General features: G+C 52.1%; 17 protein-coding genes and 1 tRNA gene. 5 read left to right on the top strand and 13 right to left on the bottom strand.

The annotated features are described in order from the left end of the window. Positions 1–17 precede the first annotated feature (17 nt). The 7 genes from H6F94_RS05475 to rppA form a co-directional block, all read right to left on the bottom strand. The gene (locus H6F94_RS05475; RefSeq protein WP_190801219.1) at positions 18–836 is read right to left on the bottom strand and encodes a trypsin-like peptidase domain-containing protein; all 819 of its coding nucleotides are present in this window, start codon (positions 834–836) and stop codon (positions 18–20) included. A gap of 29 nt (positions 837–865) precedes the next feature. Continuing rightward, positions 866–2,152 (bottom strand): M28 family peptidase, encoded by a 1,287-nt coding sequence (locus H6F94_RS05470; RefSeq protein WP_199320228.1) that lies wholly within the window; start codon positions 2,150–2,152, stop codon positions 866–868. A gap of 73 nt (positions 2,153–2,225) precedes the next feature. Next, positions 2,226–2,462: a DUF2949 domain-containing protein gene (locus H6F94_RS05465; protein WP_190801218.1), complete on the bottom strand. Its 237-nt coding sequence runs from the start codon at positions 2,460–2,462 to the stop codon at positions 2,226–2,228. Positions 2,463–2,618: 156 nt separating this feature from the next. Beyond that, positions 2,619–3,110 carry a hypothetical protein gene (locus H6F94_RS05460; RefSeq protein WP_190801217.1) on the bottom strand — a complete coding sequence of 164 codons (492 nt, stop codon included), beginning with the start codon at positions 3,108–3,110 and terminating at the stop codon, positions 2,619–2,621. Further along, positions 3,110–3,508 (bottom strand): DUF6152 family protein, encoded by a 399-nt coding sequence (locus H6F94_RS05455; protein ID WP_190801216.1) that lies wholly within the window; start codon positions 3,506–3,508, stop codon positions 3,110–3,112. Before H6F94_RS05455 ends, H6F94_RS05460 begins: the two co-directional genes overlap by 1 nt. Positions 3,509–3,761: 253 nt before the next feature. Beyond that, entirely contained in the window at positions 3,762–5,093 is a 1,332-nt protein-coding gene (locus H6F94_RS05450; RefSeq protein WP_190801215.1) for a sensor histidine kinase, read from the bottom strand. Positions 5,094–5,122: 29 nt separating this feature from the next. Further along, positions 5,123–5,803: a two-component system response regulator RppA gene (gene rppA / locus H6F94_RS05445; RefSeq protein WP_190801214.1), complete on the bottom strand. Its 681-nt coding sequence runs from the start codon at positions 5,801–5,803 to the stop codon at positions 5,123–5,125. A gap of 139 nt (positions 5,804–5,942) precedes the next feature. Between rppA and H6F94_RS05440 the strand changes: the two genes are divergently transcribed. Further along, positions 5,943–6,341, top strand: coding sequence for a hypothetical protein (locus H6F94_RS05440; RefSeq protein ID WP_190801213.1), 399 nt, complete (start codon positions 5,943–5,945; stop codon positions 6,339–6,341). Positions 6,342–6,434: 93 nt separating this feature from the next. Here the strand turns inward: H6F94_RS05440 and H6F94_RS05435 are convergent, their stop codons facing one another. From H6F94_RS05435 to H6F94_RS05415, 5 genes are all read right to left on the bottom strand, one after another. Beyond that, on the bottom strand, positions 6,435–7,079 hold the full coding sequence (locus H6F94_RS05435; RefSeq protein ID WP_190801212.1) for an exopolysaccharide biosynthesis protein: 645 nt from the start codon (positions 7,077–7,079) through the stop codon (positions 6,435–6,437). A 606-nt stretch (positions 7,080–7,685) separates the two neighbouring features. Next, complete coding sequence (locus H6F94_RS05430; protein ID WP_190801211.1) at positions 7,686–7,850, bottom strand: hypothetical protein; 165 nt, start codon at positions 7,848–7,850, stop codon at positions 7,686–7,688. 133 nt (positions 7,851–7,983) lie between these two features. Further along, a complete protein-coding gene (locus tag H6F94_RS05425; protein WP_190801210.1) occupies positions 7,984–9,213 on the bottom strand; it encodes a DUF790 family protein in 1,230 nt (409 codons plus the stop codon). Between the two features lie 360 nt (positions 9,214–9,573). Continuing rightward, positions 9,574–10,017, bottom strand: a complete 444-nt coding sequence (locus H6F94_RS05420; protein WP_190801209.1) for a bactofilin family protein — start codon at positions 10,015–10,017, stop codon at positions 9,574–9,576. Positions 10,018–10,144: 127 nt separating this feature from the next. Further along, positions 10,145–12,061 carry a WD40 repeat domain-containing serine/threonine-protein kinase gene (locus H6F94_RS05415; protein WP_190801208.1) on the bottom strand — a complete coding sequence of 639 codons (1,917 nt, stop codon included), beginning with the start codon at positions 12,059–12,061 and terminating at the stop codon, positions 10,145–10,147. Positions 12,062–12,133: 72 nt separating this feature from the next. On the opposite strand from H6F94_RS05415, the gene H6F94_RS32835 reads away from it, so the two are divergent. From H6F94_RS32835 to glgX, 3 genes are all read left to right on the top strand, one after another. After that, positions 12,134–12,268, top strand: coding sequence for a hypothetical protein (locus H6F94_RS32835; protein WP_277877998.1), 135 nt, complete (start codon positions 12,134–12,136; stop codon positions 12,266–12,268). After that, positions 12,268–12,441, top strand: coding sequence for a hypothetical protein (locus tag H6F94_RS05410; protein ID WP_190801207.1), 174 nt, complete (start codon positions 12,268–12,270; stop codon positions 12,439–12,441). The genes H6F94_RS32835 and H6F94_RS05410 overlap by 1 nt, the downstream gene beginning before the upstream one ends. A gap of 634 nt (positions 12,442–13,075) precedes the next feature. Beyond that, entirely contained in the window at positions 13,076–15,202 is a 2,127-nt protein-coding gene (gene glgX / locus H6F94_RS05405) for a glycogen debranching protein GlgX (protein ID WP_190801206.1), read from the top strand. 157 nt (positions 15,203–15,359) lie between these two features. Here the strand turns inward: glgX and H6F94_RS05400 are convergent. Next, positions 15,360–15,444 (bottom strand) — tRNA-Ser (locus H6F94_RS05400). Positions 15,445–15,570: 126 nt separating this feature from the next. On the opposite strand from H6F94_RS05400, the gene murD reads away from it, so the two are divergent. Continuing rightward, positions 15,571–16,950: a UDP-N-acetylmuramoyl-L-alanine--D-glutamate ligase gene (murD, locus tag H6F94_RS05395; protein WP_190801205.1), complete on the top strand. Its 1,380-nt coding sequence runs from the start codon at positions 15,571–15,573 to the stop codon at positions 16,948–16,950. The last annotated feature ends 35 nt before the right edge of the window (positions 16,951–16,985 follow it).

Below are 16,985 nucleotides of genomic sequence, written 5' to 3'. Positions count from 1 at the left end.
TTTCTAAGTTTGAATCTCTAGCTTTGCGCCGCTAATTGGCTGGCGATTTGTTGAACTCGATTAATCGGCACGGCAAAGCCTAAACCCTGCGCTCGACCGATAATTGCCGTGTTCATGCCAATCACTTGGCCCTGTTGATTCAACAAAGGACCACCAGAGTTACCAGGGTTAATCGCGGCATCAGTCTGGATAAAATCAATCTGTCGATTACGGGCACCCACGTCTTGGCTGGAACGGTCAGTGGCACTGATGATGCCTGCGGTCACTGTGTTGTCTAAACCTAGGGGATTGCCAATAGCAATCGCCCACTCACCGGGGCGCAGATCTGCCGAATTGCCAAGTGTAACTGCGGGCAAATTAGCCGCTTCAATCTTAATGACGGCGACATCAGTTCGTTCATCCTCGCCCAAAACTCGTCCGTTGAAGTTCCGGCCATCCTTGAGTGTGACGGTTACGCGGTCGGCTCCGTCCACAACATGGGCACTGGTCAAAACCAGGCCATCCGGTTGGACAATAAAGCCAGAGCCAATTCCCCGCATCACGCGATTTCTAGAGGCTGTTGGTCTTCCTAGATTTCTAGAAGAATCAATCCGAACGACTGCGGGGCCAGTTTTCTCCACAGCATCAGCGATGAAATTGGCCTCTGTATTAGGTCCTAGAGCTGCCGCTGGATTACCAGTCAACTCAGGTAGTAAGCGAGCTGTTGGGGAATGAATAGGGAGCTGGATCGGTAGCGTTTGGGTCGGCAAATTCTGGGCGCCCCAAAAACCGCCAACAGCACCTAATAAAATTAGCGATAAGTAACTTGCTGACTTCCGGGCAAAAAGGAGAAACATAGTTATTTTTTAGAGAATTGGAATCAGGATTAAATTTGGGAACGAACAGAATCAGGAGCCAATAGTTGCTTGACTACTCCAAGCCCAATTCGGGCTGTTTCGTTAAGCAAACGGGAATCAACGACTCGGTCATTTGGGCTGTGATAATTGGGGTCTTGCCCCCGGTAAAAGAAGATAACCGGTACATCAGCTGCTGCAAACGAAGCGTGATCGCTACCGCCGTTGGCATCAAACGTGGAAATTTTCGGGTCAATGGCTTTGGCTAACGCTGTCAGTTCTGAATTGCCGCCCACCCGAAGGCCGTCATTCACCCCCACCATGTCGAAGTTCAGCATCCCCTTCAGGCCAGTCAAGAACTGGGGTCCGGCGGTTTTCACAAAGGCTTTAGAGCCATGCAAGCCGTCTTCTTCGCCATCAAAGGCGACAAACCAGGCCTGACGGGCCAGAGGCGTATCCTTCAACTGGCGAGCGATCTCCAGGACAACTGCCGTGCCTGAGGCATTGTCATTGGCACCGGGTGAGCCCTGCACTGAGTCGTAGTGGCCGCCGAGCACAACACTGGGGCGGTCCACTCCCTCTAAGTGCGCGATCACATTGCGCCCGGTGACAGTTCCTTGACGAGTATTCACGTTCAGGTCCACTGACAGCCGTTGGCGACGGGCTTGCTCTAGCAATGGACCGCCGCGCTCCCCCGATAGCGTCAGTGCGGGGATTCTGCTTTCACCCCCCACTGCGCCGAGCAGTTGGCCTGGTTCATTGTTGATGATGATCAGACTGACGGCTCCGGCAGCCGCTGCGTTCTGCACCTTCTCCGAAAAGCGAATCTCGCCACGCCGCACAATTGCAACTGCCCCTCGAACATCAACCGCAGCGAAGTCGGCAGGGCGTCCCAGATTGGGGACGGCAACAAGTGGGGCTGTGATTCTGCCAGAGGTAGAACCATTCAGGGCTCGCGCCTCAATCGTCGTCCCACCAATGTTTAAACTTGAGCCCAAATCTTGAAACTTTGAATAAGTAAAGGTTTGAACCTCAGTGACATAACCCGCTCTGCGATACGCCTCTACCAGGTAGCTGCTGGCCTGGGCCGTTGCTGGAGTTCCCGCTACGCGTGGGCCGAGGGCTACTAAAGCTTGAGCGGTTGCGTAAGGGTCGCCAGGCTCAGCAGGTGCGGTAACAGGTTGTTGGGCAGGGGTAGAGGCAGGGGCGGGGGCAATGGCTGGGGTCTGCGCACCGACTCGGCTGAGATCGCCTTCACAAGCGGCAGACATTGCAACCAAAGCTATAGCGGCAGCAGCCCGCCACGGACTTGCAACCATACTGCGATTTGACTGAGGCTTAGTTCTGACAGGGGTAATTCTAAATTTCTGCTCGATCACGTTGCTTTGATTTTTAACTTATTGGGACGGTAACGGGCTGACCAATATCTTCGTGCTCGCTCATTTCGAGCCAGTCAAAAATCTTCTCAAGCTGCTCTAAAGAGACCAGGCCGTACTGCCAAAGAATCATCGATAGAGGACCAGGATCCTGCTCCCAATGCCGCAAGGCTAATGCGATGGATGAAGGTGGAAGTGTCAGTTCCTGTTGCAGAAAACTGACGAGCTGAGCCTTGCTTCTACTCAATTCCATACTAAACATTCAACTCTTGGGTTGGGTTCTTGAACGGACTCTCGAAGTCAGGCAAAACTTGGACCGCAGAGCTGAGCAATCCGCTCAGGTTCTGACTCGTCTCTGAGTTGCTTCTGGATCACTTTCGAATCATTTGGGTCATTTAGATATAGATGATTAGACATAGGCAATCATGCGTCCACAGATGATGACCCCCGTCCACAGAATCAGAGAAAGCCCAGCAATAATCTGAACTATGGTTGGCACTCGGATTCCTCGGTTCCAGCGTTTGACAGATCTGAAAGGGCCAGCATGGAAGCTAGCTGCATTAATCCCTGCTCCAGTCATCAGGAGCAGTTTCCAGCGAAAGGCAGGATTGACTGCTATCTCAGTGGCATCGACTGCGAACAGGAGCAGCCCTGAAAGCACGGCAATGCCGAAGCTGAGGTAAGCCCAAGGTAACAGGAACTGTACAAGATCCGTCACTAACAGGTGATGGGAAAACCCAAGCAGACGGAGATCGAACATGGTCACCGTTCCGAACAGGATTGCCAGTGCCAAAATGTGCACAGTTTCAACCAGGGGATAGAGCCAGATCCAGTCGCGAATCACAGTGGCTAGAACACTGTTCTCCAACCAAGACCAGTCTGTGGCCGCAGGCAGCTCCATTAGCGCAACTCCACCGTCTGGTTGCTGAGCACAATCTGCTCTGCCCGCATTTCGTTGGCCTCGCTGCGGTGGGGATAGCCAACGATTCGTACAGTCTGGCCGACTCGCAGGGCATTCTGGGGCAAACCTCGACGTTGCATACGAGCAGGCGGGGCCAAAACCGCACGCCACACTTTACCGGCAGCTTCAACTTGAATAACCGTGTGTGGATTGGCATAGCCCACACTGCGAATTTGCCCTGTGAGGTTTAGAGTCTGCTGATTGTTGTACTCGCTCCAGCCGTGGTGCGCACTGGCTCGTTCCGCTTCAATCGTGACCAGGGCTGCGATTGCAATTACAGCCATCACGATCTGCATCAGCCTTTGCTTGAGCGCGTTCTTGAGTCCCTGCTTGAGCATGTCCCTGATCTCCTTCGGAAAGTAAATGTAGGAGTTGTGGATCGTCCCAGATGGTCTTGCTGGGCGGGCTTAGCGCGCCTGCACTGTCTGTTCACCCAAAGTCAGTGTGGATCTCAATCGCTTAAGCTTCCGACCGAACATCATCTGCGCCCCTGGAAGTTCTGCATCCTGAAGAACCGCGAGATTAAACCAACCGCTCTTGTCTTGCTATCCCAAGTTTGAACGGTAAATATGACAGAAAAGTGTCAGCAGCCTAAACGCCCAATTGACGCCCAATGACAGGGCCTGGCTTAAGAGGCAACTCGATTTGAAAAATTGCTCCCTGCCCAACTGTGCTAGTTGCGCTGATCCGCCCCCGATGCGCTTGGGCGATTTGCTGCGCAATTGATAATCCCAAGCCAAAACCCCCGGTCTGCCGGGAACGGGCTGTATCAACTCGATAAAACCGTTCAAAGACATGGGGTAAATCAGTGGCTGGAATGCCAATGCCATTGTCTTCGATTTGAATAATTGCCTTCTGTGCTTGGCTCAAAAGCCGCAAATGAACCGTGCCACCGGAAGCCGTATATTTGAAGGCATTACTCAGCAAATTGACCACAGCCTGTCGCAATAGATCTGGATCAGCTTTTAAGCTCAAGGGTTGCACCGGTAGGTGACTGATCAGTTGTAAGCCTTGTTCCTTGGCGAGAGTCCCTTGGTCTTCTACCACTCGCTGGATTAAGTTGACTAGATCAACACTTTTTAGGCGTTCGGGGGCCAGGGCTCCTTCATGACGCGCCAGAAACAGTAAGTGATCGATCAAGCCACTCATTGACTTGGTAATCCCGACAATATTCTCCAAGCGCAAACGCTGCTGTGAACTATCATGGGCGGGCGACAGTAGCCCGACCTGAGCATTGCTCAGAATCGCCGCAAGGGGAGCGCGTAATTCATGGGAAGCATCGGCTGTAAATTGTTGCAGTTGCTCATAGGAACGCCGGATGGGCCGCATCGCCACTCCTCCCAAAAACCAGCCAGCCAAGCCAATAATGCCCAGAGTGATCGGCACTCCGAGTCCTAAAAATAGCCGAACCTGATCGAGCCGTTCCCGTAGTGTCAGAAGCGGTGCTGCTACTTGCAAATAACCGATCAACAAATTGTTCTGAAATACTGGTAGCGTCACTTGTCGCAGCCAGGCTTTTGAGGCATTGAGCTTGTCTGGATCTTTGCCTAAATAATTAGGTTTTATGGTTTTAAATCCTGATGTACCTTGCAGTCTTATCGGCGCTGGCGCACCAATAAACTGCACCAGATAGCCCGCTTGGTTATACCAGCGAACGTAGGCAAGTTTGCTGTTGAGAGCTAGCGCATTATTATTGTTCCCTAGGAAGGGAACCTCTTCCAAATCGACCTGCCACCGTCCCTGTTGAAAACGATAGCGAGCTTTCGCTGCAATCGCTTGGCTGCCGTCGTATAAATTCTGATCAAAAGCTTGACGCTGTTCTTCAACTGCCAGCGAATAAATCACGCCCGCAAAGACAATTAGAATACTGCCCATTGAGAGAGCAAACCAATAAGCCAGAGTGCGGCGACTACGCTTAAACATAAACAGTCTGAGGGTTGGCTGAGAGGTGCTTAGGCGTGCTCTGGGGCATTGAGCCGATACCCCATGCCATAAACCGTTTCTAACCAATCTTTGGCACCAACTGCTTGTAGGCGTTGCCGGAGGCGCCGAACTAGCGTAGTTACTGCATTGCTTTCGGGCTCGGTTCCCCATGACCACAGGGCTTGCTCAATCTGCTCACGCGATAGAACCTGACGCGGATGACGCATGAGATACTCCATGAGCTGGAACTCCCGAACCGACAGTTGGACTTCGACTTGCTGCCGCTCCAGGAGCAGACGGGGCAGGTGCAGATTTAAGTCGGCAGTGCTGAGCATATCTCCCTGCCACAGGGGCGAACGCCGTCCGAGGGCTCGGACCCGTGCTAGGAGCTCAATGACATCCACTGGTTTCACCAGATAATCGTCAGCGCCCGCGTCTAGCCCCGTGACTTTGTCCGCAGTCGTATCTTTGGCAGTGAGCATCAGCACGGGAGCCGTTCTACTAGATTGTCGGTATTGGTGACACAGACTAACCCCGCTGACTTTAGGGAGCATCCAGTCCAAGATCAGTAAGTCATAGTCCTTCTGCGACAGAAGCCATTGGGCTGTCTCTCCATCTTCAACCGCATCAACAATGTGGCCTGCTTGTGACAGGGCTGCCTGGAGAGGCTCCAATTGCGCTGGGTCGTCTTCCACCAGGAGGATTACCATATATATCAGCTATATCAGAAAGGTCCATTCCTGCAACGGTTTTTACCCAATCCTAATGTGCTCGTAATCTGCTCATGATTTGGGCAAGCCGCCAGTATCGTGATTGGCCTAAACCGGATTCACTGATCTTGAGATCTAAATGCTGAGATTCAAACGTCTACCAGCCCTGCCCTCTTTAGGATTAGAGTTTTGGCTGCCTTTGCCCTTGCTGGGCTTGGCCTTCTGGTTGGGTTGTGGCCTGGTGACCGACCAGTTGTTGAGCCAGGGCTATAAGACTGAAGGGGCTCGACTCCAGGCTAATGCACAACCTCAGGTACAACCCGCTCGCTTAGTGCTTGCGATTAGAGCAGCAATCAGCACCCGCGAAGGCTTGTCTAGAGTGAGAGTCAAAACGGCTAACTCCGCCTTGAAAGAGCTGGAATTCGAATTTCCGTTTACAGAATTGGATCAAGTTGAGACAGCAATCGCACGTGAATTAGGGCTATCTCTACAAGAGGTCAGAACCCTGGTGCGATATCAGATCGTGAATGGTAATTAATCCCAAAATTGATCCCAAACAGTGACAATTAGCGCGAATAACTGTAGAAGCAGTGCCAGGGTTGGATCGTGATTCAGCCTCAAGTACAGCAACCTAACCTGGCAGCTTAGCCAGCAGTTTGGCCAAGAGTGCTTTGCCCGCTGGCACGAGGGTGGAGATAGCTCCTACTAGAACGGCAAGGAGTACACAGGAACTGAGCACACCGACAACGATTAGTGCGCCGTCCCCCTCAATCATGCCGAGGCTGATTAGCAAGATGGCAATAGCTGGCAACATATTAGCAAACGGAATTGGCAAAGCAATCACAATTGCCAGGACAAGCAACAGCAGTCCAAGCAACCTCTCTGCTCCAGGCGTAGTTGCAAAGCGCCAGCGAGGCTGAACCAGTCGCTCAATCTTCTCAAGGTAATGTAAGCCTTTATTGATAATCTTTTCAAACTGAACTCGTTTGAAAGAGCGGTTTGCAATCCAACCGGGCAACCAGGGTTTTGAAAAGCCTAAAATTAGTTGTGCTGAGACTAACATCAGCGGAATCCCAAAAATCGCTGATACACCAGCAATTGGTAGGGGTAGAGCCTCCGGCAGTGAACAAACTAGCAGGGTAGGCCCAAAAGCGCGGCTTCCCATACTTTGAAATAGGTCCCTAAGCCGAATAGAGTCTCCCCTGTGCTGTTGCAGAAACCGTCGTAGTAACCTGGAGGTTTGCAGAGTTCGTGGCGGACTAGAGGTAACAGACATGAGGTTTAAACGAGAGAGCAGGAAAATAGCCTAGGACCGTAGATTTTGATGTAGGTTTTGATGCAGTGATGCAATCTTGCAAGTTTGAGGGGCTAGGACAAGCGAGCAGAAGCCGCTCTAAAAAGCCTCGTGCCCACTTAACCCGTCACCTTATCAATTGCCTTTCCCAATTATTGGTTTTAGATAAGCTTAATATCAATATTTTTCGAGCTAACACTGCCAATTGAGTGATTTACCTCCTATCCTGTTTGCATCATTAGGCAGATGCATCGAGCCGATGAAACCTTGAAGGCTAGATGATTCTAGCTCTTCAGTACAGCTATCCAGTAAAATGCGAAGATTTTTAGACCGTTGACAAGCAGGATAAGGAGCATTACTAGCAAGCTCAACTAGTGAGGCGAGTAGTGCTCCTATCCCCTTGGGTATACACCCATGATTCTAATCCAGTTAGTGGCGTAACTTTGGACAGCCGGTTAAGCAAGCAATACCATTACTGGAATGCTAAAAGCCCCCCGACCTTCTTAGCCGAGCGCTGTTTCTATAGACTGATGTCGGTTTGTTAACTGGGGTAAGAGCCGGATTAAGAGGCTGCTGTATCTATTGTATCTATCGCTGAGGATGATGAGAACCTCTAGGACTGGTCGTGTCGCTAGTCGCTCCTGATGGGAGGGTAGCTTCAGTTCCATCACTGGAATCTAACTGTAGTGCCCAGAAGATACGCTCAGCAGGGTTTTTGATGGCTTGAGGGGCTTCGTTTCTGTGTGTGTTCATGTGACTTACCTGGAGTGTGTGCAGTAAAACTGGGGTGCAGCTCCAGCGAGCATCTCCCATATTTGTAGCTTATCATACAAATAAGTATTTCTGCTCACTGTATAGTTTCAGATTGCTTGATTTTGTCCCTGGCCTAGATAGCCTCTGACTGGGGCAATTGTCCAAGCACCTGAAGCACGCTGCGTGCACTGACCTCAGTGGAGTACCAAACTACAGGGCAGGGTAGCTGTTCCAGCAATGGTGCAAACTCGCGAAACTTGCGCGAAATGGCCAGAATCAGGGCTGGATGGGGAGAGCGCAGTAGCTTACTGTACTTGCGCTCGAAGTACGCCTGATTGAAGTAGCCGACGATCTCTAAGCTCACTCGTGATGGGTTCGCAGTTGGGTTCTCCAAGACAAAATCGGGGATGAGGACAGTGCTGCCCAAATCAATGACCTCTAGCTCCCGTAGCATGCTCCAAGGCGTGTCAAGTTTGGCCCATGCGTTAGCAAAGGCTAGTTCTACAGGGCTGTCGTAATTATTGGGCGGTAAGTAGTGGCTATAAGACGGAAACTGGCTGGGGCTACTGGTCCAGGTGAAGCTTTTGCCTTTGTGCTCTAGGCTGGCACTGAAACTCCAATCTTGAATGTGAGGCAGCGCGGGCAGCAGTTGGGCGAGATCGGCGCCATAGTGGGTGCTGGCTCTGTGTAGCGAAATAGGCCCATCCAGGCTGATCTCGTAGCCCAACTCCGGATTGCCGCGCACATCGTGCATCAGACGCAGGCGTTTGATGTGCTTGAACAGGTATTTGACTTGAAAGGGCTCTGTGCGCCGCAGCGTAATTGTCAGGCGTCGTGCCCAGTAGAGTAGACCCTGAGCTTGAGCCAGATTGTAACGGCTGAGGACGGCTTCGGGGGTAGGCACCTCAAAGGACTGGAGAATTTTGCGGTCGGCCAGATCGGCATAAAGGCTATGTTCAATCTCCGCAGGCGTGCAGCCCCACTCTGAAGCAATTTGCAGCAACAAATGACTCCGCGACTCAAGGTTGAGCGGGTGTAGAACTGCCGCTCTTTCAAAGACTTCTTTGCGCACCTCTTGGGGGCTGAGCGGCGATTGCATCTCGGCATCGATATACTCTTTGCCAATCAGGTGGACTAAACCCTGCCAGCGCTTATCTTCTACGCCCACTTTCTGTTGGCGCAAGGTGTTGAGGGCTTTGTAAGCTTCACTCTGTGGCTGGCCAATGTATTGCGCAAAAGTCTCCAGAATCAAGCGCACATCACGGGCTGCCTGCTTAGTTTCTGGCCCTGGTGCAACCAAGCGGGGCCGAACCGTACCGCCTGCATAAAACGGATTGAAGAAGATGTGAGGCTTGCGCAACATAGTCAGGCTGTATTCAAAGCTGTCTCAGCGAGCATTGATCTCAGCCTAACGTCTCTGGAAATTGTAAGTTCAACGCAACTGAAACAATGATCAAAGCCAATGCTCAAAACAAACCAAGCCACCGAATTATTGGCCCTCGGTGGCTGAGTTCGTACAAGATCATGGCCACTAGCAAAATAGACAGGAGCGGCGTGAGCAGGTCTTGGTTTTAACCTAGACTCACCTCAGCGAATTACAAAGCTCGCTTTCAGGCAGCAAAAGCTGTTGCACTTAGCAAGACATGATAAAGGCCTGCTGGTAGCTTAGAGCCACTGAAGGAATAAACGAATAAAGATCGGCAGACAGCCAGGAATGGCCTGCCTAGGATTCTTGACCGTGAACTTCTGTCATAGGGCTAGCCTCTCGTTGCGGCAGAGCTGGCACTTCTAAGGTCAGGCCATTACCGGGACCAACACTGGGTGTTTCACCAGGGTTCATCTGAGAGCGACCGGCAAAGATAGCTCCTGATTGAATGTCCAACGCCTGAGTCTCGACGTCGCCGAGCAGTTTGCCGCTCTTGAGGATTTCGACCCGTTTCGCCTGCACAAAGGCCCTGAGCTTGCCTGAAATGCGCACAATATCTGCTCGGACGATCTGACCCTCAACCTCTCCACTAGGCAAAATTTCTAGTAGGCCATCGACATCAATGTCTGCCCGGACGATGCCCTGAATTTGCACAGTGCCTTTGGCTCTGAGCTCGCCCGTCAGTTCCGTTACTTCGCTAATAACGGTGCAGGATTCTCGCTTGCGGAAAAACCAAAACATGCTGACGTACTGTGCCTCACGAGCTCAGGTTGACTCGGCTACCAGTGTAACTCCTGCCTTTCCTGCGTCTAGCCTGCATAAACACTTAGCGACGACTCGCTGGACTGTTGCCAAGGCCATGACCTTCTCAAGGCTGCCAAATCCGAATGGTCTTGTCTTGAGCCCCACTGATCAAGGTCCGGCCCACGGGGCTGAATACTACTGAGCGGATTAAGCTGGTGTGCCCAGTGAGGCTGCTTAGCCGCCTGCCAGTCTGTAAATTCCAAAGATCGATGGCGGGTCCGCCGCTACTGGCCAGGGTTTGTCCATCAGGACTAAAGGCGACCGAGGCAATCTCGCCTGACTGACTAGGCAAGAGGTGGAGGCGTTTGCCCAAGCGCAGGCCCCAGATTTCGATACTGGTTCCACTACTGCTGGCTAGGAGTTGACCATCGGGGCTAAAGGCTAATGACACGATGCCGCCCACCTGCGCAGAGCGGCTGTGCAGGAGCTTACCCGTTTGAGCGTGCCGGAATTCAACCGTGCCATCTAGACTACCGACCGCAAGCAATCGCCCATCGGGACTGATGGCAATGGAGCGAATTGATTCTGAGCCGCCTGCAAAGGCCGCAACTGAACGGCCCGTCAACACAGCCCACAGCTTGATTTCGGTGCCACTGCTACTTAGTAGGGTCTGACCTTTGGGGTCAAAAGCGACAGAGTGAATTGGGCCAAACCGGCCATCCAGAGTGTGGATCAAGTCCCCGGTGGCTAGATTCCAAAGCTTGATAGTGCGGTCATGACTGCCACTAGCGAGCAGTTTGCCATCAGAGCTAATCGTGAGTGAGGTGACCCGCTCTCGATGATCGCTCAGAGTTTGCAGCTGCTCCCCTGTGTTCAAGTTCCAAAGCTTGACCGTGCGGTCGTAGCCGCCACTGGCGAGGATCTCTCCGTCGGGACTCACTGCCAAAGCTCTAACCGAGCCTAAATGTCCCAGCAGAGAGCGGCGAAACTGAGCGTTTTGCCAGGGATGGAGTAGGGCCAGGGTAGGCAGAAAACTGGCAATGGCGTTGGGGCGAGAAGGGGTTGAACGGCGGGATGGTGTGGAATCGCGAGAGTCGACGGATTGGGCCGAGCGATTGAGTGGGGGGCGTTGGGGGGGAGGAGAGCCAGAAGAGGCAAACGCTGTCGATTCGGAGCCGTTCGCCGTCACTTCTGCTAAACAACGCATAACCTCCTCTGCCGTTTGAGGCCGTCGACCCGGAAAAGGTTCCATCAGGTAGTCGACTAGACCGGCTAAGGCTTTAGAGATTTGAGGGGCACTGTCTCGCCAGTTAAGCCGACCCGTACGTGGATCAGTGTCGAAGTTAGTGGGGTGTTGGCCGGTTAGCAGGTGAACAAAGGTGCGTCCAAGGGCAAAGAAATCAGACTGCAGCACCGCTCGTCCCTCTGCCTGCTCGGGAGGTGTATAACCAGCAGAAACAATGACTGTGCCAGTCTCATCCCCTTTTTGTCTTTGTAGATAAGTCTCCGTAATTTCTCGAACTGCGCCGAAATCAACCAAGACCATTTGCCCATCGGGCCTGAGCATGATGTTGGGTGGTTTGATGTCGCGGTGAAATAGCTCTTGGTGATGTAACTGGTTGAGAATGTCTAGTAACTGCTTCAACCAGAGGATGGCTTGGTCTTGCAGGATGGGCTGGTCTGCGCGACTTCTCAGCCAACTGCGTAGGTTCTGGCCCTCAATTTTTTCCATTACCAAGCAATGCAGCAGCTCTTGCTCCTGCCGCGCCCAGGTAAAGTAACCATCTGGCTCTACTTTAGGAATGCCAGGATGATTTAGACGGATCAAAACCTCAGCTTCTCGCTGAAATAGGGCAACCACTTTTTGACGATTCTTAGACTCTTGAAAGCGATCCAGAGTCAGAATCTTCAAAACCTTGGCCTTAGAAGTCCGGCCTCCAGAGGGGCCTTTATCCTTGACCTCGAATGTCTGGCCGAAGCCACCTTTGCCTAGCGACCGGACAATCTGATAGCGGTCTTGCAACACCGTACCTGACTCCATTGAGGTCACCTCAAGCTGCACGTTTAAAACTGCCGAATTGCAGGAGATAGACCTGCCATCCGCTCACCGGGCGTGCGAATTTGCCTCACGCCAGAAGTAGAAGCCCTCAACGTAATTCTGCTGGATGCAGCCCCTGCCAAGCTGAAGCATGGCTCAGTTGCCACTCGACGGACTACTCGATTGGGCAGAGTTAGGCAACCCTGGTGATGTCCCTGCCTCATGCGTCGGAGCAATTCGCGATCACCCTTGTCTTTGTTGTGATTTTGCCTGACTGGACCAATTGGCTACTGCACGGAACCATTTCATATTTTCCAGGGGCAGTAGACAATGACGTGCTACCCAACACCTTATCAGGCGAGAGATTGCTCCGTCTACGGTGAGAGGTCCATCAGGGCTGTGACCACTACCTAAAAGTCCTGGATTTAGCTTCACTAAGCTTGTCCAAGGCAAATGTCAATGGACAAGTCCAAATGATGGTTGTCTCTGTATTGTATCTGTTAGTTGGGTTGACTACAGCTTCAAAAGCTAGCTCTAGAATGAGAACTTTACAGCTGGAGTAGATTAGAGAGCCTAAGAATTATAAGAGAATTTATATATATCAGATGCAGCAATATTCACAGAGAGGTTATTCAAAGTAAGGGTTTAAGCCCCCCAAAAGATGGGCAAGTGCTCTAATATTGGCTAGCGTTGTCTATACCTTATCTCCACACTTGATACTTTTAACTGTAGGGCTCCTGCTGCTTAGTGCCCCTATTAGATTGCTACACAGACTAAACCCTCGGGTTCTGCCCTCCTGTTGCCAACCCGACAGGCTTGCAGGAAGCTGTACTGAGAGAGGCTTGGTGTTGATCCTCACAGGCTAAATTGGCTCGGACACGTTGCCAGGAAATCAAGAGCTTTGCAAGATTCAATGAATGTGGAGCAAGTGGAGTGCCATCAGAAACTTTTGTGCCAAGTAGCGCAGGACCGAAGCGTAATGTCAGTAACAACCGCCTTTTACATTAAAAGTCATCCATGTACGTAGCACTTTGGCCTGGTAACGTTTACCCCCTGGGAGCCACCTGGGATGGCAAGGGAACCAACTTCGCTTTGTTCTCAGAAAATGCAACTGGGGTTGAACTTTGTCTGTTTGATAAGCAGGGTGATGAAATACGCTTAGCCCTCACAGAGGTGAACAACTTTGTCTGGCATGGATATGTACCAGGGGTAGGGCCTGGTCAGCGCTATGGTTTTCGTGTGCATGGTCCCTGGTCCCCAGAAACAGGGCATCGCTTCAACGCCAATAAACTTCTGATTGATCCCTATGCCAAAGCGCTCGATGGTGAAATTGGCAATGGACCTGAAATTTCCGCCTATGATTTGGCTGATCCAGAAAAAGATTTATCTTTCTCTGAGACTGATGACGCCCATTTAGTCCCCAAAGCGGTTGTGATTGATCCAACCTTTGATTGGGGAGATGATAAACTGCTACGAACTCCTTGGCATGAAACGATCATCTACGAAGCCCATGTCAAAGGGTTCACTAAGTTAAACCCCGATATCCCTAAGGAACTGCGGGGTACTTACGCTGGGCTAGCCCATCCAGCCGTGATTAGGCACTTGCAATCTCTAGGCATTACAGCGATTGAATTGATGCCCGTCCACCACTTTTTATCCCGCCCCGGCTATTTAGTAGACAAGGGTTTGAGCAATTATTGGGGTTACGATTCAATTAACTATTTTGCTCCCTATTCTGGCTACAGTGCTAGCGGTTCTTTGGGGCAGCAGGTCATTGAATTCAAGAAAATGGTGAAGGCCCTGCACTTCGCTGGTATTGAAGTCATTTTAGATGTTGTCTACAACCACACAGGGGAAGGCAATCATTTAGGGCCAAACCTATCTTTGCGCGGCATTGACAATGCTACCTACTACCGTTTGGTTGAAGATAATCCACGCTACTACATGGACTTTACGGGTTGTGGCAATTCTCTAAATGTGCAACATGCCCAAGTCCTGAAGTTAATCATGGATAGCCTGCGCTACTGGGTTTTGGAGATGCACGTCGATGGCTTCCGCTTTGATCTAGCTTCGGCTTTGGCCCGAGAGCTCTATGAGGTGGATAGCCTGGCGGCTTTCTTTGACATCATTCATCAAGACCCAGTTTTAGATAATGTGAAACTCATTGCCGAACCCTGGGATATTGGCGAAGGAGGCTATCAGGTCGGCAATTTTCCGCTGCTGTGGTCTGAGTGGAATGGCAAATATCGAGATACAGTAAGGGACTTTTGGCGGGGGGAAGATCAGACTCTAGGCGAGTTTGCATATCGGTTTACAGGTAGCTCGGATCTATACCAATCTAATGGACGCCGACCCCATGCCAGCATCAATTTTCTCACTGCCCACGATGGCTTCACTCTGAATGATTTGGTCAGTTATAACGAGAAGCATAATGAGGCCAATGGCGAAGAAAGTCGGGATGGTGAAAGCCACAATCGCTCCTGGAATTGTGGTGCTGAGGGTGAGACCGATGAACCCGAGATTTTGCAGTTGCGGGAGCAGCAGCGACGAAATTTTTTGGTGACTTTGATGCTGTCCCAAGGCGTACCAATGTTACTCTCGGGCGATGAGATGGGGCGCTCACAGCAGGGTAACAATAATGCTTACTGTCAGGATAACGAAATCTCCTGGCTCAATTGGGAGTTACCGGATGCTAATGAAGACCTGCTCAATTTCAGCCGCCAGCTAATCTACTTCCGCCATCAGCATCCTGTGTTTCGACGGCGGCGTTGGTTTCAGGGGCGAGCCATTCATGGTTCTGGCGTTATCGATATCAGCTGGTTCAATCCTGACGGTAGTGAGATGACCGATGAACAATGGACTATTGGTTTTGCCAAAGCTGTTGGTGTGTTTTTAAATGGGGAAGCAATGCAAACGCCTGGACCGCGCGGTGAACGCATCATCGATGAAAGCTTTCTGCTGTTCTTCAATGCTCACTACGACGTGATTGAATTTAGCCTACCTGTTGGGTTAGAAGACCGGGAGTGGTCTACAGTCATTGATACAAAAGAGCCCCGCTTCCTAAAGACCGGACGTTCCTATACCGGTACTCAGCAGGTGCCAGTGACAGCCCGATCATTGCTCCTGTTGCGTCGCTTAGGTTAGTCCCTTGAGCCCTGTTTAATCCGCCCAATTTATTCTGATTTGCTTCTGGCTTCTATAAGTTCATCAGACACCGTAGGGGCTTGGCATCGCCAAGCCCCTACTATCACAGAGATTACCAAGCCCCTAACATAGGCGTTGCAGGTATTGCAGTTGGGGACGGAGAGGGGGGGATTCGAACCCCCGATGGCTTGCACCATACCTGATTTCGAGTCAGGCGCATTCGACCACTCTGCCACCTCTCCAGGGGCTCATGCGGGCTGAACCAGTTTAGCATTAGGTCGAAGCAAAGGCCTTTGGGGTTGCAAATTAGGGCACCGGAGAGCGTACAGTAATTTCACCAAGTTCTCGTTACGCTTCCCGCCGTGCCCATGTCTAGTGCTCACATCATCGGCCTCGGGGCCTCCGGTCTCGCTGCCGCTCGTCTTCTTCATATGCAGGGCTGGCAGGTTAGTGTAAGTGACCGGGGCAAGGGCGAGGTACTCAACGCGAGAGCGGCTGAGCTGGCGCCGTTAGGAATCGAAGCGCATCTCAATGCTGACTTCAACCCCGACACCTGGACTGAGCCTTTGCCCCAAATGCTGGTCGTGAGCCCTGGCGTGCCCTGGGATCGGGCAGGCTTGATGCGAGCGCGAGAATTAGGCATTGAAACCATTGGGGAGGTTGAGCTGGCTTGGCGCTACCTCCACCGCATCCCCTGGATTGGCATCACGGGGACCAACGGCAAAACGACGACGACAGCACTGACTGCTGCGATTTTCCAAGCTGCGGGCCACGACGCACCAGCCTGTGGCAATATCGGCTATCCCCTCTGTGAGCTGGCCTACTCAGTGGCGACAACCGGACGTAGCCCTGACTGGATTGTGGCTGAGCTGAGCAGCTACCAGATCGAGAGCGCTCCCAGTGTTGCTCCTTACATCGGCATCTGGACGACCTTTACGCCTGATCACCTTAGTCGCCACGGCACTCTAGAACGCTACAGCCAAATCAAAGCGCATCTAGTAGAAAACTCGCAGCACATTGTTCTCAACGGGAATGATGATTTCCTGGCGGAGCACGGACCTGTTCGTTGGCCCTCAGCTTACTGGGTCAGTACCGAAGGTCCTAGCCATCTACCTGCGCCGAAAGGGTTCTATATCCGGGATGGCTGGGTGATGGATCATCGGGATCGGGTGGCTCAGCCGATTGTGCCCACTAGTTTCCTCAAGATGCCGGGTCAGCACAACCGGGCCAACCTGCTAATGGCAGTGGCCGCCGCCCGGTTGGCGGGTATTCAACCCGATGCCATTGCCCATGCCGTAGAGCAGTTTCCTGGGTTGCCGCACCGCTTGGAACGCATCTGCACATGGCGCGGTATCGACTTTATCAATGACAGTAAAGCTACCAACTATGATGCCGCGCTGGTTGGGCTGAGCGCGGTTACGGCACCCGTAATTCTGATCGCAGGGGGTGAGCCGAAGGTTGGCAGTGATGATGCATGGTTGCAGGCGATCCAGCGTAAGGTTGCTACCGTGCTGCTAATCGGCGCAGCTTCACCTCAGTTTGCCCAACGCTTAGCAGCAGTAGGCTACAACCAGGTCGAAATGGTTGAAACTCTGGACCGGGCAGTTCTCCGAGCAGCGGAACTCGCTCAGGCTTACAAGGATGCTGTGGTGCTGTTCTCACCAGCCTGCGCCAGCTTCGACCAGTATCGCAACTTCGAGCAGCGCGGCGACCACTTCCGCCAACTGTGCTTAGAGTTCTGCGCTTAAGAATTGCGTTTAGGTCATGCGCTTAAAGAAGCAGG

This window comes from Leptolyngbya sp. FACHB-261 (assembly GCF_014696065.1).
In the GTDB taxonomy this organism is placed as follows: Bacteria; Cyanobacteriota; Cyanobacteriia; order FACHB-261; family FACHB-261; genus FACHB-261.
This window is presented reverse-complemented; position numbering and strand designations above follow the sequence as displayed.

Excerpts from the sequence above, each read along its gene's own strand:
- H6F94_RS05475 (WP_190801219.1), bottom strand. The coding sequence starts at position 836 with ATGTTTCTCCTTTTTGCCCGGAAGTCAGCAAGTTACTTATCGCTAATT.
- H6F94_RS05470 (WP_199320228.1), bottom strand. The coding sequence starts at position 2,152 with ATGGTTGCAAGTCCGTGGCGGGCTGCTGCCGCTATAGCTTTGGTTGCA.
- H6F94_RS05465 (WP_190801218.1), bottom strand. The coding sequence starts at position 2,462 with ATGGAATTGAGTAGAAGCAAGGCTCAGCTCGTCAGTTTTCTGCAACAG.
- H6F94_RS05460 (WP_190801217.1), bottom strand. The coding sequence starts at position 3,110 with ATGGAGCTGCCTGCGGCCACAGACTGGTCTTGGTTGGAGAACAGTGTT.
- H6F94_RS05455 (WP_190801216.1), bottom strand. The coding sequence starts at position 3,508 with ATGCTCAAGCAGGGACTCAAGAACGCGCTCAAGCAAAGGCTGATGCAG.
- H6F94_RS05450 (WP_190801215.1), bottom strand. The coding sequence starts at position 5,093 with ATGTTTAAGCGTAGTCGCCGCACTCTGGCTTATTGGTTTGCTCTCTCA.
- rppA (WP_190801214.1), bottom strand. The coding sequence starts at position 5,803 with ATGGTAATCCTCCTGGTGGAAGACGACCCAGCGCAATTGGAGCCTCTC.
- H6F94_RS05440 (WP_190801213.1), top strand. The coding sequence starts at position 5,943 with ATGCTGAGATTCAAACGTCTACCAGCCCTGCCCTCTTTAGGATTAGAG.
- H6F94_RS05435 (WP_190801212.1), bottom strand. The coding sequence starts at position 7,079 with ATGTCTGTTACCTCTAGTCCGCCACGAACTCTGCAAACCTCCAGGTTA.
- H6F94_RS05430 (WP_190801211.1), bottom strand. The coding sequence starts at position 7,850 with ATGAACACACACAGAAACGAAGCCCCTCAAGCCATCAAAAACCCTGCT.
- H6F94_RS05425 (WP_190801210.1), bottom strand. The coding sequence starts at position 9,213 with ATGTTGCGCAAGCCTCACATCTTCTTCAATCCGTTTTATGCAGGCGGT.
- H6F94_RS05420 (WP_190801209.1), bottom strand. The coding sequence starts at position 10,017 with ATGTTTTGGTTTTTCCGCAAGCGAGAATCCTGCACCGTTATTAGCGAA.
- H6F94_RS05415 (WP_190801208.1), bottom strand. The coding sequence starts at position 12,061 with ATGGAGTCAGGTACGGTGTTGCAAGACCGCTATCAGATTGTCCGGTCG.
- H6F94_RS05410 (WP_190801207.1), top strand. The coding sequence starts at position 12,268 with ATGTCCCTGCCTCATGCGTCGGAGCAATTCGCGATCACCCTTGTCTTT.
- glgX (WP_190801206.1), top strand. The coding sequence starts at position 13,076 with ATGTACGTAGCACTTTGGCCTGGTAACGTTTACCCCCTGGGAGCCACC.
- murD (WP_190801205.1), top strand. The coding sequence starts at position 15,571 with ATGTCTAGTGCTCACATCATCGGCCTCGGGGCCTCCGGTCTCGCTGCC.